General features: G+C 61.0%; 11 protein-coding genes and 4 tRNA genes. 2 read left to right on the top strand and 13 right to left on the bottom strand.

What is annotated here, in order from left to right; all coding sequences use genetic code 11:
• Positions 1–170: 170 nt before the first annotated feature.
• From HMPREF3087_RS02425 to hrcA, 13 genes are all read right to left on the bottom strand, one after another.
• Positions 171–1,397, bottom strand: a complete 1,227-nt coding sequence (locus tag HMPREF3087_RS02425; protein WP_070427927.1) for a DUF4190 domain-containing protein — start codon at positions 1,395–1,397, stop codon at positions 171–173.
• A 199-nt stretch (positions 1,398–1,596) separates the two neighbouring features.
• Positions 1,597–1,668, bottom strand: a tRNA-Val gene (locus HMPREF3087_RS02420).
• 34 nt (positions 1,669–1,702) lie between these two features.
• A tRNA-Val gene (locus HMPREF3087_RS02415) sits at positions 1,703–1,774 on the bottom strand.
• Between the two features lie 12 nt (positions 1,775–1,786).
• Positions 1,787–1,857, bottom strand: a tRNA-Cys gene (locus HMPREF3087_RS02410).
• A 29-nt stretch (positions 1,858–1,886) separates the two neighbouring features.
• Positions 1,887–1,959: transfer RNA gene (locus HMPREF3087_RS02405), tRNA-Gly, on the bottom strand.
• A gap of 138 nt (positions 1,960–2,097) precedes the next feature.
• Positions 2,098–3,144: a cell division protein ZapE gene (zapE, locus tag HMPREF3087_RS02400; RefSeq protein WP_070427926.1), complete on the bottom strand. Its 1,047-nt coding sequence runs from the start codon at positions 3,142–3,144 to the stop codon at positions 2,098–2,100.
• A 56-nt stretch (positions 3,145–3,200) separates the two neighbouring features.
• Positions 3,201–4,136, bottom strand: a complete 936-nt coding sequence (gene era, locus HMPREF3087_RS02395) for a GTPase Era (RefSeq protein WP_019175155.1) — start codon at positions 4,134–4,136, stop codon at positions 3,201–3,203.
• Positions 4,133–5,392 carry a hemolysin family protein gene (locus HMPREF3087_RS02390; protein ID WP_019175156.1) on the bottom strand — a complete coding sequence of 420 codons (1,260 nt, stop codon included), beginning with the start codon at positions 5,390–5,392 and terminating at the stop codon, positions 4,133–4,135. The genes era and HMPREF3087_RS02390 overlap by 4 nt, the downstream gene beginning before the upstream one ends.
• Positions 5,393–5,869: an rRNA maturation RNase YbeY gene (gene ybeY, locus HMPREF3087_RS02385; RefSeq protein ID WP_070427925.1), complete on the bottom strand. Its 477-nt coding sequence runs from the start codon at positions 5,867–5,869 to the stop codon at positions 5,393–5,395.
• A gap of 15 nt (positions 5,870–5,884) precedes the next feature.
• Positions 5,885–6,835 (bottom strand): PhoH family protein, encoded by a 951-nt coding sequence (locus HMPREF3087_RS02380; protein ID WP_040377231.1) that lies wholly within the window; start codon positions 6,833–6,835, stop codon positions 5,885–5,887.
• A gap of 34 nt (positions 6,836–6,869) precedes the next feature.
• The gene (locus HMPREF3087_RS02375; protein ID WP_070427924.1) at positions 6,870–7,643 is read right to left on the bottom strand and encodes a 16S rRNA (uracil(1498)-N(3))-methyltransferase; all 774 of its coding nucleotides are present in this window, start codon (positions 7,641–7,643) and stop codon (positions 6,870–6,872) included.
• Positions 7,640–8,746 (bottom strand): molecular chaperone DnaJ, encoded by a 1,107-nt coding sequence (gene dnaJ, locus HMPREF3087_RS02370; protein WP_070427923.1) that lies wholly within the window; start codon positions 8,744–8,746, stop codon positions 7,640–7,642. The genes HMPREF3087_RS02375 and dnaJ overlap by 4 nt, the downstream gene beginning before the upstream one ends.
• Before the next feature lie 97 nt (positions 8,747–8,843).
• Entirely contained in the window at positions 8,844–9,848 is a 1,005-nt protein-coding gene (gene hrcA / locus HMPREF3087_RS02365; protein ID WP_070427922.1) for a heat-inducible transcriptional repressor HrcA, read from the bottom strand.
• A gap of 198 nt (positions 9,849–10,046) precedes the next feature.
• Between hrcA and HMPREF3087_RS02360 the strand changes: the two genes are divergently transcribed.
• The gene (locus HMPREF3087_RS02360; protein ID WP_070428030.1) at positions 10,047–10,895 is read left to right on the top strand and encodes a DUF3097 domain-containing protein; all 849 of its coding nucleotides are present in this window, start codon (positions 10,047–10,049) and stop codon (positions 10,893–10,895) included.
• Positions 10,896–11,095: 200 nt separating this feature from the next.
• On the top strand, positions 11,096–13,693 hold the full coding sequence (locus HMPREF3087_RS02355) for a hypothetical protein (protein ID WP_070427921.1): 2,598 nt from the start codon (positions 11,096–11,098) through the stop codon (positions 13,691–13,693).
• Positions 13,694–13,784 lie beyond the last annotated feature (91 nt).

Raw genomic sequence — 13,784 nt, 5'->3', positions numbered from 1 at the left:
CGTTTCTACTGTACCCGCTGGCAGGTGTGGTCGTACGTCCGATTCAGCAGTCAGGAACTGCTGGCTCTTACGGGAACGAGCCCGGATCTGGTGACCAGCCAACTTAAAGACTGTGCGGGGTGGGAACCGCCTGTTCCCACCCCGCATTCACCAGCCTGTTTCAAGCAGGGTCACTTGATCTTGAATTCCTCTTCGTCACTCCAGTCCTTGTTCATGATCGAAATCGAGATCTCGGCGTCTCCAGCGCGATCGTATTCGATTGCCTGCGCCGTAAGGAACTCGTGTTCTTTACCGGCTTTGATGGGTTTGGCGCCCAGGTCGAGGGTCGGGACGTCAAGATTCCTGTCGCCGATCTTGCCGTGCACATTCTTAGAACAGTCCTGACCGTTGGCAATGCAGTTGATTCGAGCGGAGCCAATCTGAGCGTCCTTGTCACTCGTGTTCTTCAGGAAGTACTTGATGACAAGAACCTCACGGCCGGCAAATGCGCTGGGAATCGAGTACTCATCAGGTTTGCCGCTTGTAATGTACGCACGGACCTCAATGCCTTCGTACGTTCCGATCAACGTGGCTTTGTCAGATCCGGCGTTGATGTCGCCTCCTTCAGCAGCACCGTCGCCCGCAGCTTCGCCCTTGTCGCCGGATTCGCCCGGGTCACCGTCGCCTTCTGGTTCTGCCGGGGCTTCAGTGCCGCTGCCGGGATCGGCCGGAGCGGGCGCCTTACTGGCAGCACCAACGCCCAGAACGAAGACGATCACGGCGATCACAGTGACGATCAAGCCAACCACGGTCGTGAAGAAGCCCAGGATAAGACCGGTCAGGCCAACGCCCTTGTTGTTGGCCTGACCGTTTTTGACGGCCTTGAGGCTCATAAAGCCCGTAATGATCGCAACGATTCCGGCGAGCCAGATGAAAAAACCAACGATGCCGGAAACCAGTGAAATAACGCCCAGACTGTTCTTTTCAGTGCTCGATGGACCACCCGGGCCCCCGGGACCGCCTGCCCCGTAGAGGTCACTGCCGCCGTACGCCTGCGGGTCTTGCTGGTAGTCGGCGTAGCCGCCCTGGCTGCCAACAGGCTGCTGAGCGTCCTGGCCATAGTTGCTGCCGAAGTCAGCCTGCGAGTACTGGCTCCCGTAATCACCCTGGCTGCCGACAGGCTGCTGGTAATCGGCGTAGCCGCCCTGGCTGCCGACAGGCTGCTGACCATCCTGGCCATAGTTGCTGCCAAAGTCAGCCTGTGAGTATTGGCTCCCGTAGTCACCCTGGCCGTAGTTTCCCTGGCCATAATTGCCCTGACCGTAGCTTCCGGAGCTGTTTCCCGAAGGGTCGTAATTGTTGCCGTAGGGGCTGTTCTGCGGGTTCGAGCCGTTATGCCCGGAGGGGTTCTCGCTCATGCGGTTTCCTTTTGTTTTTGTTCGTTCAGGTGCAATCGAGCATGATCTTCACTGATCATTCGAACTTCCCAAAGCATAACGCCGATACTGGCAGAAATTTCCAGGAGAACTTCATTTCACGTTCACCGGGGATCTCCAGATACAGCAGACCACAGCCGCAAGACACAAAAAAGCCGGGGGCTTAAACCCCGGCTGTCTGTGCGCGATACTGGGATCGAACCAGTGACCTCTTCCGTGTGAAGGAAGCGCGCTACCGCTGCGCCAATCGCGCCTAAAAAGGCTATTCAGTTATGGAGCGAACTCCGTGCGCGATACTGGGATCGAACCAGTGACCTCTTCCGTGTGAAGGAAGCGCGCTACCGCTGCGCCAATCGCGCCAGCCCTGTTCGAGGTGGCGACGGGATTCGAACCCGTGTATACGGCTTTGCAGGCCGCTGCCTCGCCTCTCGGCCACGCCACCAGAGGCGACCGCCATATCTGGCGAACCAGAGCGGATGACGGGACTCGAACCCGCGACCCTCACCTTGGCAAGGTGATGCTCTACCAACTGAGCCACATCCGCGTGGTGCACTTTGAAGGTTTTCCTTCGTGCCGTGCAACAGGACTAAACATTACACACCCTTTTGCAGAAAACCAAATCGGCAGACAGTGACCCTCGTCACCATCTGCCGATAGGTGTCTGCAAAGCCCGTAAATCCGCTCAGCTTCCGCTCTCATCAGCGCCGTCGACAGACTTCGACGACAGCGCCGTCATGCGCGAAAGGCAGCGCATGTACTTCTTCCGGTATCCCCCGCCGAGCATTTCGTCAGAGAAGATCTTGTCCAGGCGGATACCGGAGTTGACTATCCCGATGTCAGCGTCGTACAGGCGGTCGACGAGAGCCACAAAGCGCAGCGCGACACCTTCGTTGCTGATCGGTTCGACCTGCCTCCACGAAGCAAACTGCACACCATCAATGAGCCTGCGGTACTTCGAGGGGTGGATTCGCTGCAGGTGCTCAACGAGTTCGGGGAACTCATCAGTCGCAAGCACTCGCCCATCACTCAGAACCTTCTCCTCGGCACTTGCGAGCTCTTCAGCACCCAAAGGCTCCGGAGGCTCAGTGATTTCACGGTGGCGGTAGTCATCACCGTCGATTCGCAGCACGTCGAACTGATCAGACAGCGCCTGAATTTCGCGCAGAAAGTCCTGTGCGGCAAAGCGCCCCTGCCCCAGTGCACCGGGAAGAGTGTTGGAGGTGGCGACGATCTTCGTGCCGGCATCAGTCAGTTCGCGCATCAGACGCGACATCATGACGGTGTCGCCGGGATCATCGAGTTCGAACTCGTCAATGCAGACGAGCTTCATCTTCTCGAGTTCCGCCTTGGCAGTGGGAAAGCCCAGTGCGCCGATGAGGTTGGTGTATTCGACGAAGGTGCCGAAAGCGGCTGGCTTATCAGAGGCGTGCCACGCTGAGGCCAGCAGGTGGGTTTTGCCGACACCGTAGCCGCCGTCTAGGTAGATGCCCTTCTCAGCTGACTTGTCGCCCTTGCCGAAGAGCTTCTTGAAAAGCCCTCCTCCACCTCGTCCGGCCTGCGCAAAAGCCTGCAGGCTGTCTCGCGCCTGCGACTGGGACGGCTGGGCCGGGTCCGGTTGGTAGCTGTCGAAGGACACCCCTTCGAACTGCGGAGGCGGTACGAAGTCGGCGAGAAGTTCGTCGCGGTTGACGCGGGGGTCACGGTCGGTGAGATGAACGGCTTGAGTCACGCCGGCAAGTGTAGCCGGATGCGCCGGACGGCACCGACGTCAGCCCGCAGCGACGCCTATTCGAATTCGAAGCCCAGGCGACCCAGAGCCCGCGGATCACGCTGCCAGTCCTTCGCGACCTTCACGTGCAGGTCCAGGTAGACAGGAGTGCCGAGGATTCCCTCAATGTGCTTGCGCGCCTTGCGACCGACTTCTTTCAGGCGAGATCCGCCTCGGCCGATGATGATGGCCTTCTGACTTTGCCGCTCCACGTACATGTTGACGTAGACCTCCATGAGGGGACGGTCTTCCGGCCGGTCTTCACGAGGGCGGATCTCTTCGACCTGCACCGCCAGGGAGTGCGGCAGTTCGTCGCGAATGTCTTCGAGTGCGGCCTCGCGAACGAACTCCGCAATGAGGACTCGTTCGGGTTCATCCGTGATGTCCCCATCCGGGTACAGCGGCGGGCTCAAAGGCAGGTGCTTGGCGAGAACCTCGTCGACCGTGTCGACCTGGAAGTCATCAACAGCGGACACCGGAACGATGTCCGCGAAGTCCATGAGCTCACCGGCCGCGGTGAGAGCCTCAACAAGGCCAGCACGGTCGACCTTGTCGGCTTTCGTCACAATGCAGACGACCGGTGTGGAGCCCCGTGAATCAGCCAGCTGTTCGGCGATGTAGCGGTCACCGGGGCCGATCTTTTCATCCGCGGGGATGCACAGCGCAATGACGTCAACGCTGCGCAGAGTGTCGGCTACAAGGTCGTTCAGGCGCGAACCCAGCAGGGTGCGCGGACGGTGCAGACCGGGGGTGTCGACAAGAACCAGCTGGTGGTCATCCCGGTGGACGATCCCGCGGATCGTGTGACGCGTGGTCTGCGGCTTCGACGATGTGATGGCGATCTTCGTGCCGACCAGCGCATTCGTCAGCGTCGACTTTCCAGCGTTGGGGCGGCCGACGAAGCAGGCAAAACCAGCGCGGAAGTCGTCGGGAACTTCGCGGAACAGACTCATTCTTCCTCCCGGGTGATGATGACGTGGCTGATGCGGTGGCGGCGACCCTGGCCCGGCTCGGCAACCAGCCGCAGCCCGTTGATGACAGCTTCAGAGCCGGCAATCGGCACCTCGCCCAGTTCGCTTGCCAGCAGACCGCCGACGGTGGTGACGTCTTCCTCGTCGATCCGCACGTCAAAGTATTCTGCAACGTCCTCGATGTCGGTGCGGGTAGCAACGCGCGCTCCCCCGCCTTCGAGCGGAACGATGTCGTCTTCATCGCGGTCGTACTCATCCGCGATTTCCCCGACGATCTCTTCGACGATGTCTTCAATCGTGATCAGACCGGCGGTGCCGCCGTACTCGTCGACGATGATGACCATGTGAGTCGCTTCGACCTGCATGAAGCGCAGGAGCGAGTCCACCGTTTTGGTGTCCGGCACGAAAGTCACGGGGCGGGCGATGTCGAGGGCCGGCTGGTCGCGATCCTCAGGGTGGGTGTGCAGGCGCCGGGCGACGTCCTTGAGGAACACGATGCCGCGGACGTCGTCAAGATCTTTGCCCACAACCGGGATGCGCGAAAAGCCCGAGCGCAGGAACACCGTCATGGCGTGTTCAAGGGTGCTCTCGGAACGCAGGTACACGAGGTCGGGCCTGGGCACCATGACTTTGTACGCCCGGGTGTCGCCTAAGTTGAAGACGCTTTCGATCATGTCGCGTTCGTCGTCTTCGATGATGTTGCCGGCGCTGGCCCGATCCACGAGGTCGCGCAGCTGCTCCTCTGTCACGAACGGGCCATCGCGGAACACCTTTGCCGGGGTGAGCATGTTGCCCAGCCATACGAGCACGCGGGCCACCGGGCCGAGCGCTTGGCGCAGGCCGGAGACCAGCGGAGCCGAAGCAAGCACAACCGTGAGGTTTTTGCGTCGCCCGATTGTCCTGGGCGAAACGCCTGCGATGACGAACACGGCGACAGCTGATGTCAGGGCGGTGACAATGAGCGCTGTGGGCATGCTGTCGATAAAGCCTGTGAAGGCCAGCAGGGTGAACACGACGGCGGCAGTTTCAAACAGCTGCCGCACAAAGGTCAGCACGTTGATGTGCGTGGGCAGGTCTTTCAGGATCCGCTCAGCCTTCGGGGCTGTGCGCTTGCCGTCCTCGACTGCTTCTTCGACTTCGTGATGGCTGACTGTGGAAAACGCGGCGTCAGCAGCTGCCAGCACCGCTGCCAGGGTGAGGCTCAGCAGTGCCAGCAGGAAGTTCAGGGCTATTTCCACTTAGGACTCCGTGGGGATCGGCAGCCGCGTTCGCTCAGGTTCTGTGCGGGCAAACCAGGCGCGAAGAACATCGGCCTGCTTGCCGAACATCTCCTGCTTTTCTTCAGCCGTTCCATGGTCGTAGCCGGCCAGGTGGAGAACACCGTGGACGGTGAGCAGCTGGATTTCGTCAGCTTGGCTGTGGCCGTTGGCTTCTGCCTGCTGCTGTGCGACGTCAGGGCAGATGACGATGTCACCGAGCATGCCGGCCTGAGCGCCGGGCTGCAGTTCGTCCATGGGGAAGGACATGACGTCGGTGGGGCCTGCAAGGTCCATCCACTGCACGTGCAGCTGGCTCATCTGTTCGGTGTCGATGAACTGGATGGACAGTTCAACATCCGGGTGGATCTGCAGATGTTCCAACGCGAGTGCAGCTACGCCGCGCACCGCTTCAAGGTCGACGTCCGCGGGTGTTTCGTTGTGGATTTCTATGCTCATGGTCGGTGCTGTTTTCTACGCCCATTCTTCGTAGGCTTGGACGATCTTCGTCACGAGTGAGTGTCGAACGACGTCTTTCGCGGTCAGCCGGTGGAATTTGATGTCGTCGACATTGCCGAGGATCGACTGAACCACGTTGAGTCCAGAGTTCGTTCCGCCGGGCAGGTCGATCTGGCTGGTGTCGCCGGTGACCACCATGCGGGAATTGAAGCCCAGGCGGGTCAGGAACATCTTCATCTGTTCAGGCGTGGTGTTCTGCGCTTCGTCGAGGATGATGAAGGCGTCGTTGAGTGTGCGGCCGCGCATGTAGGCCAGTGGGGCCACTTCGATGATTCCCTGGTCCAGCAGCGATGAGATGCGCTCGGCTTCGATCATGTCGTGCAGCGCGTCATACAGCGGCCGCACGTACGGGTCGATCTTTTCGTCAAGAGTGCCGGGCAGGAAGCCGAGCTTCTCCCCCGCTTCGACCGCTGGGCGGGCCAGGATGATGCGGGAGACCTCCTGGTTCTGCAGGGCGCGCACAGCCATGGCGATCGCCAGGTACGTTTTGCCGGTACCGGCCGGGCCGATCCCGAACGTGATGGTGTTCTCGCGGATCGAGGTGACGTATTCGTGCTGGCCGAAAGTCTTCGGCCGCACGGTCTTGCCGCGGGTGGAGAGAATGTTGTCGGTCATGACCTTCGCCGAGTCCTGGCCCTCGTCGAGCATTCCCGCCACGCGGGACACGGCTTCGGGGTCGAGGCGGCCGCCGCTGGCGATGATTTTGCGCATGTGGCCGAACACTTCGGTCACGCGAGCCACACTCGTGGGGTCGCCGGTCAGCTGGATGGTGCGCTGGCGGACATGGATTTTGACGTCGGGGAACAGCTTTTCGACTGTCCGCAGGTTCTGATCCTGCGGTCCGTACAGTGCGATGAGGTCGACGGATTCGGGAACGGACAGTGCGGTGCTCTGGTCAGTGTCCAGGAGAGCTTCCTTTCCTCAGTTCTCTTCTACCAGCCTAGCTGTTTTCGGACGGGTCCCAGCGTCCCAGTTCCTGCTGAGCCAATGCGAGTGCGATTGGGCCTGCCGAAGATGCCCGCAGAACCGTGGGGCCGAGCACCGCGGTGACGGCTCCGGCCTCTTCCATCTGCTGTTGTTCTGCATCCGTGATACCGCCCTCGGGGCCGACGACCACGTAGATTTCCCGTGCTTCTCGCTGGCCGAGCTCACTGCGCAGGATCTGCACGAAAGGCCGGGTTCCGGCTTCGTGCAGAACAATCACGAGCGCGCCTTCGCGCGCTTTCTGGACGGCGAACGAGGTGGAGCTCAGCTGCTCGAGCTGTGGAAAGTTCACGCGCCGGGACTGGAGGGCTGCCGCCTGGATGAGGTTGGCCCATTTGCCGTGCGCTTTAGCGGCCTTCACGCCTTTCCACTGCACGATTGAGCGCTGCGCCTGCCACGGAACAACCACGTCGACGCCGACTTCGACCGCGGTTTCCACTGCCGCTAGGTCTCGGTCGCCCTTGGCCAAAGCCTGGATCAGACCAAGCCGAGGGGTCTGCGGATGCTCATGCTCCACCTCGTCAACCCTGAGGACAGCGGCTTCTTTAGAAGCCGACTCGAGAACCCCGCGCACCCGCAGACCAGCCCCGTCGGTGAGTTCGAGGGCTTCGCCGGCTTTCATCCGCCTCACGATCACGGCGTGACGGTGTGCCTGGCCGGTAAGCGTCAGGCTCTGGCCGGGGCGGACGTCCCCCAGCGGGGCGTCGGTGTAGAAGACGGGAAGAGTCACGACCTGTGTGCGAACCTTTCGCGGAAGCGGCTGAAGGCGCTCTTGTTCTTCTTCTGCAGACCGTGGTCGGCCGAGTCTTCGCCGCGCATTTCTGAGAGCTGCTGCAGGAGCTTCTTCTGTTCGCCGCTGAGTTTGGTGGGCGTCTGCACGACGACCGTCACCAGCAGGTCGCCGCGGCTTTCACGGCGCAGGCGGCCCGCACCGAGCCCGGCCAGTGTTTCCACGGTGCCGGTCTGAGTGCCCGGTTCGATTGTCAGTTCACGCGGACCGTCGAAGGTTTCGAGTGTCACGGTGCTGCCGAGAGCCGCTGTAGTCATGGGCACGGACAGTTCGGCGCGCAGGTTGTCGCCGTCACGAGTGAAGACGTCATGTTCGCGGACGGTGATTTCGATGTGGAGGTCACCAGCCGGGCCGCCGCCGGGGCCGACCTCACCGTGGCCGGACAGGAGGATGCGGGTGCCGTCGTGCACACCGGCGGGAATCTTGACGGCGAGGGTCTTCTCTTCGCGCACGCGGCCTTCACCGCCACAGCTGTTGCAGGGGTCTTTGATGACATCGCCGTAGCCGGAGCAGTTACCGCACACCTGCTGGGTGCGCATGTCACCCAGGATGGTCCGCTGAACAGCCGAAATGGTGCCGGTCCCGTGACACAGTCCGCAGGTTTCGGGTTTGGTGCCTTCACGGGCACCGCCGCCGTGGCAGGTTTCGCACGTGACGGCCGTCTGCACGCGAATGTCTTCTTTGCCGCCGAAGACAGCGGTTTCAAGGTCGATCGTGAGTTCTACGAGAGCGTCACGACCGGGGCGCACGCGCTGGTTCGGCGGGCCGGCCTGGCGTGGTCCTCCCCCGCCGAAGAACGTGTCGAACAGGTCGGAGAAGCCGCCGAAGCCGCCTGCGCCTCCGGTGGAGCCGCCCATGTCGTACTGGCGTCGCTTATCCGGGTCGGACAGTGTTTCGTAGGCCACGGAGACTTTTTTGAATTCGTCTTCGTGACCGGGGTTGACGTCCGGGTGGTACTTGCGGGCGAGCTTCCTGTAGGCCTTTTTGATGTCGTCTGCGGAAGCGTCGCGTTCAACGCCAAGTGTTTCGTAGTGATCGCTCACTGCTTCTTCTTTCGTTCGGATGCGTCTGTGAAAAGTGCGGGGTTCAGTGGTGTGCTTGCGGTCTTCGGAAGGGCGGTCAGCTGGTCAGAGCGTGCAGTCAGTCCGACAGGATGGTTGACACGTATTTCGCTACAGCTCTGACGGCGGCCATTGTTGTTGGGTAGTCCATGCGGGTGGGGCCAAGAACTGCCAGTGAGGCGGTTGTGTCTTCTGTTCCGTAGCCGGTTGCAATAAGGGATGCTCCGGCCAGGGCTTCGAAGCGGTTCTCACTGCCGATCTGCACGGCAATTCCGTCGGCCTGCATATCCGCCAGCAGCTTGAGCAGAACAACCTGCTCTTCGATTGCTTCAAGTAGAGGACCCATGTGGGTGCCGAACTCACTGCCTGCTCGGGCGAGGTTGGCGGCGCCTGCCATGATCAGCCGGTCCTGCCGTTTGCTGCGGGCAAGTTCCACCAGCCGTTCGGCGATTGCGGTTGCAGTCTGAGCAAGTGCCGCAGGCACCGCGAGTCCGCTGAGGGTGTCTTCAACAGCGTCGAGCCGCGTGTCTTCCAGCTCCTCGTTGAAGGCACGCCTCATGCCCCGGACATCGTCTTCGTCAACCGGGTCGAGCACTTCGACCATGCGCTGTTCGACTTCACCGGTGTCGGTGATGAGGATGACGAGGATCCGCTCGGGGCTCAGCTGCACCAGTTCGATGCGCCGGATGGTGGTCTGTGCGCGCACCGGGTATTGGATGAGGGCCACCTGGTGTGTCAGCCGCGACAGCAGGCGGACTGTCTGCGCGAGGGTGTCGTCAATGCTCTGTGTGCTGGACAGGATCTGGGAAATGGCCCGCTTTTCTGCACTGGAGAGCGGTTTGACGTCGTCGATGCGGTCAACGAAAGCTCGGTAGCCCGCATCGGTCGGGATGCGGCCGGCCGATGTGTGGGGCTGTGCGATGAGGCCTTCTTGTTCGAGTGCCGCCATGTCGTTGCGGATGGTGGCTGAGGAAACACCGAGTTTGTGACGTTCGACAAGGGCTTTCGAGCCGACCGGTTCGTTGGTGGCCACATAGTCTTCGACGATGGCCCGCAGAACTCTGCTGCGCCGCTCGTCGTTCATCCCGCATCGCTCCTATCTGCACCGAACCGGACGGCGTTTGTCAGCCGACCCTCTTGGCACTCTCAGTCTTAGAGTGCCAATTCTAGTGATGCGCGCACATCTATACAAACCCCCTACCTCTGCGGATGTCGGCCCTGCGAGCAAAACCACGCACGACAATGCGACCGGCAGAGCTGACGCGCGGTTATCGTGGTCTTCATGTCTGACCGCTACGGACGCGATGTCCTCTCTTCTGGCCGCACCCACCAACGACCCAAGACCCAGCAGGTTGAGGTCAAACGCGGAATGGTCGTTGAAGAGGTTCAGACCGGCTACGTCGGGGCGATCGTCAAGCTTGAGAAGACCAACGGCGGATTCCTCATCCACCTCGAAGACCGGCACGGTCGCACGCAGGCGTTCCCCCTGGGCTTCGGCTACCTTCTGGAGGGCAAGCCCGTGGAGCTCGTGCGCCCGCGGCCAACCGCACAGAAACAGCCCGGGCGCACCGCCTCGGGAAGCCGTGCCGTGCAGACCAAGGCGCGAGTCGCCCGGGGCAGCCGTATCTGGGTTGAGGGAAAGCACGATGCGGAGCTGGTCGAGAAGATCTGGGGTGACGACCTGCGGGTCGAGGGGGTTGTTGTGGAACCCCTGGGCGGCCTGGATGACCTCATGGAGGCGCTCGTCGAGTTCCAGCCGGATGCCGAGCACCGGGTGGGGGTTCTTGCCGACCACCTGATCGAAGGCACAAAGGAAACGCGGATTGTCAGCGAAGTCGCCAGGCAGCCGTGGGCTGAGCACGTGCGAGTCACGGGGCATCCGTACGTCGATATTTGGCAGGCCGTGAAGCCGTCTGTTGTTGGGATTGCCGAATGGCCGCAGGTGCCGCGCGGAGAAGATTGGAAGCTGGGTGTTCTGCGCCGGATCGGCTGGCCGCACGCCGACCACACCGACACGGCGCGAGCCTGGCAGCGGATTCTCGGTTCAGTGAGGTCCATTGGGGATGTCGACTGGACGCTGTCGGGCCGAGTCGAAGAGCTCATTGACTTCGTGACCGTAGGCAGGCACTGATGGCACCAGTAATCTGCACGTGAGATACACCTAGTCATTTTTTCGAAATAAGTACCTATATTCATGCGAATCTGGTAAAGTCCTGAGTTGCTCTTCAGAAATCCCTGCGCACAGGTCTTTGGGAGGGCATTGTCTGTTTGAACATCGCCATCTGCTGCACTCAGCGGGTGGCGATGCGAGCATCTCGGAAGGGAACCACCGTGGCCATTGTTCGACGTCTTGCGACTGCTGTCACTGCCGGTGCACTCATTGGCGGTATGACCTTCGGCGGCATTGCAGTTGCCGCCCCAGCTGATACTGCGCCCGCCGCAGGTACGCAGAAGTCCGATATTGATCAGCTCGAGGAAGACCTGGCTAAGGCCAAGGACGCGCTGGCGAAAGCGGAAGAAGAACTCGCCGCGCAGGACCCGGACGCTCCAGCTGCTCTAGAGGCTGCACAGAAGGACGTTGACGCAGCTCAGGCTGACGCTGACGCCGCGCAGAAGGCTCTTGACAACGCGAAGAAGACCAACGAAGCGGCGAAGTCGGCGCAGGACAAGGCCCAGAAGGACCTTGACAACAAGCAGGCCGCAGCCGACAAGGCCGCAAAGGAGCGCGATGCCGCGCAGAAGGCCTACGACGATGCCGTCGAAGAAGCCGCGAGCGACGAAGAAATCGCCAAGCTGAAAGCCGATGTCGAGAAAAAGCAGGAAGCTCTCGACTCGGCTAAGGACAAGGCAAAGACCGCTGCGAATGCTCTCAACGAGGCAAAGAAGGATGCTTCGGAAGCAAAAACCGCTGCTGACGCAGCACAGAAGAAAGCTGACGACGCCAAAAAAGCCGCTGACGACGCAGCAGGCGAGAAGACAGCGGCTGAAAAGAAGCGCGACGAAGCGCAGACGGCTGTAGATAAGGCCCAGCAGGCTCTGAACACAGCGAAAGAAAAGCGTGACGCCGCGTGCGCCGCTGTTGAAGACACTCCTGCTGTCAAGGAAGCGCAGCAGAAGCTCGACAATGCCCGGAAGAACCAGACTGCACAGCAGACTGCGCTGGACAACGCTGAGAAGAACGCCGAGCAGGTCCTTAAAGATGAACAGCAGGGCACCGCGGGCTTCTTCCGCTGGCTCGGCGATGAAAAGAACGACGCCGATGCCAAACGCGCCTTTGACCTTCTGACCACCGGGAAGTACACGGATTCGAAGGGGAATACGAAGGACATCAGCCAAAAGACGGACGAACACGGCGATTTCTTCGCCAAAACCGAGCTCAACAAAGACGGCGATGCCACGACGCTGAAGAACTTCAAGGCAACGCTGAAACACATCGACAGGGGCAATGAGCTGCGCCGCAGTGACGATATCTTCCCCAATCGAACAGATCTCAAGGTCAACTCGCTTCTGATGGCCGCCTCGCAGATTCAGACCAATGCGTCGAATGACGTAATTGCCCACCGTCCATACATTGCCGGCTTCGAGAACCTCTCATGGGGTTACTCCGACCCCTACAAAGGTTGGTACGACAAAGAAAAAGCACAGTACAAGGAAGAACCGTACGGCCCTAAGAGCCGCACAGAAGAAGATGACCGCGAAACTGGCCACTACGAAGCCCTGCTAAAAGAGGATTTCGTTCTGACCGGTTTTGCTGTCGTCGACAAAAAAGGAACTAAATACGGCATTGCACATGGCCAGGTTTTCGACCAGAAGAACCGCTGGTACACCGACAGCAGCGCTCCTTCATACACAACTGAGGAATACAGCGCGCTGATCTCCGAGTACGAAAAGTACCTCGATGAGGGCAAAAAGGAAGTCGACGAGGCCCAGAAGGCGCTGAACGAAGCTAAGGCTGAAGTCACAGCGGCTGAGCAGGCTCTCAAGGATGCACAGGCTTCTGCTTCCAAGGAATGCGAGACTGCAGAGGCTGAACAGAAGAAGGCCCAGGGCGCTCTGACCGCCGCTCAGAAGGATCTCGATTCTGAAAAGGCGAATGCTGAAGCAGCTGCGAAGGCTGCTGAGGATGCCAAGGCTAAGAGCGACGAAGCGAAGAAGGAAGCCGAGGAAGCTCAGAAAGCCAAGGCTGACAAGGACGCAGCCGTTGATACGGCCCAGGCTGACGCTGACACGGCCGATGCCGCTGTGACGACAGCGCAGTCTGAACTTGACGCCGCACAGAAGAAGCTCGCTGATGCCACTCCAAAGCTCGACGACCTGAAAAAAGCCGCCGATGACGCACAGGACAAGGCTGACAAGGCAGACGCGGCGGTTGCTGCCGCCGAAACTGCTCTTGCCGAAGCTGACGGTAAGGCCAAGGGCGCAGCCCAGGCTGTTGAAGACGCAGAAAAGGCTGTCGAGGATGCGAAGAAGGCTCTCGCAGCCGCTGAAGCTGCCCGTGATGGCCTCGCCGCTCCTGCCAAGGCCTACGAAGATGCTCTGGCCGAGGCGAACAAGGCCAAGGACGCTGTCCGTGATGCCCAAAAGGCTCTGGACGCTGCCACGGCACCGAGCGAAGACGAGCCGGAAGCCCCCGGTGACAAGGGCAACGACGGCGACGGTGACAACGAGGACAGCCAGCCTTCAGAAGGCGGTGACACCGACGGCGGTGGCAAGGATGGCGACAAGGGCGGCCAGTCCGGTCCCGGCGGTTCGTCGACTGGCACCTCGAACGGTTCAGGCACCAGCGGTACTCCTGTCGACACGGCCAAGAGCAAGGGCAAACAGTCCATGCCCGTTACGGGCGCGACAGCTGTTCCGCTCGCACTCATGGGTGCAGCTCTCGTCGCGGCAGGTGCCGTTATGGTGCGCGTGCGCCGCACGAAGGGCTGATCCTAGGCTGAACCCGCAACGATGATGGGGCCGTCACCTACAGGGTGGCGGCCCCTTGTCTTTGCGGCGAACCGCAGGTATTCAATTGACT

The organism is Brevibacterium sp. HMSC22B09 (assembly GCF_001806795.1).
GTDB lineage: Bacteria > Actinomycetota > Actinomycetes > Actinomycetales > Brevibacteriaceae > Brevibacterium > Brevibacterium ravenspurgense.
Note: the sequence above shows the minus strand (reverse complement) of the source record. Positions and strands in the feature narration are given on the sequence as shown.

Excerpts from the sequence above, each read along its gene's own strand:
- HMPREF3087_RS02425 (WP_070427927.1), bottom strand. The coding sequence starts at position 1,397 with ATGAGCGAGAACCCCTCCGGGCATAACGGCTCGAACCCGCAGAACAGC.
- era (WP_019175155.1), bottom strand. The coding sequence starts at position 4,136 with ATGAGTCTGTTCCGCGAAGTTCCCGACGACTTCCGCGCTGGTTTTGCC.
- ybeY (WP_070427925.1), bottom strand. The coding sequence starts at position 5,869 with ATGAGCATAGAAATCCACAACGAAACACCCGCGGACGTCGACCTTGAA.
- hrcA (WP_070427922.1), bottom strand. The coding sequence starts at position 9,848 with ATGAACGACGAGCGGCGCAGCAGAGTTCTGCGGGCCATCGTCGAAGAC.
- HMPREF3087_RS02360 (WP_070428030.1), top strand. The coding sequence starts at position 10,047 with ATGTCTGACCGCTACGGACGCGATGTCCTCTCTTCTGGCCGCACCCAC.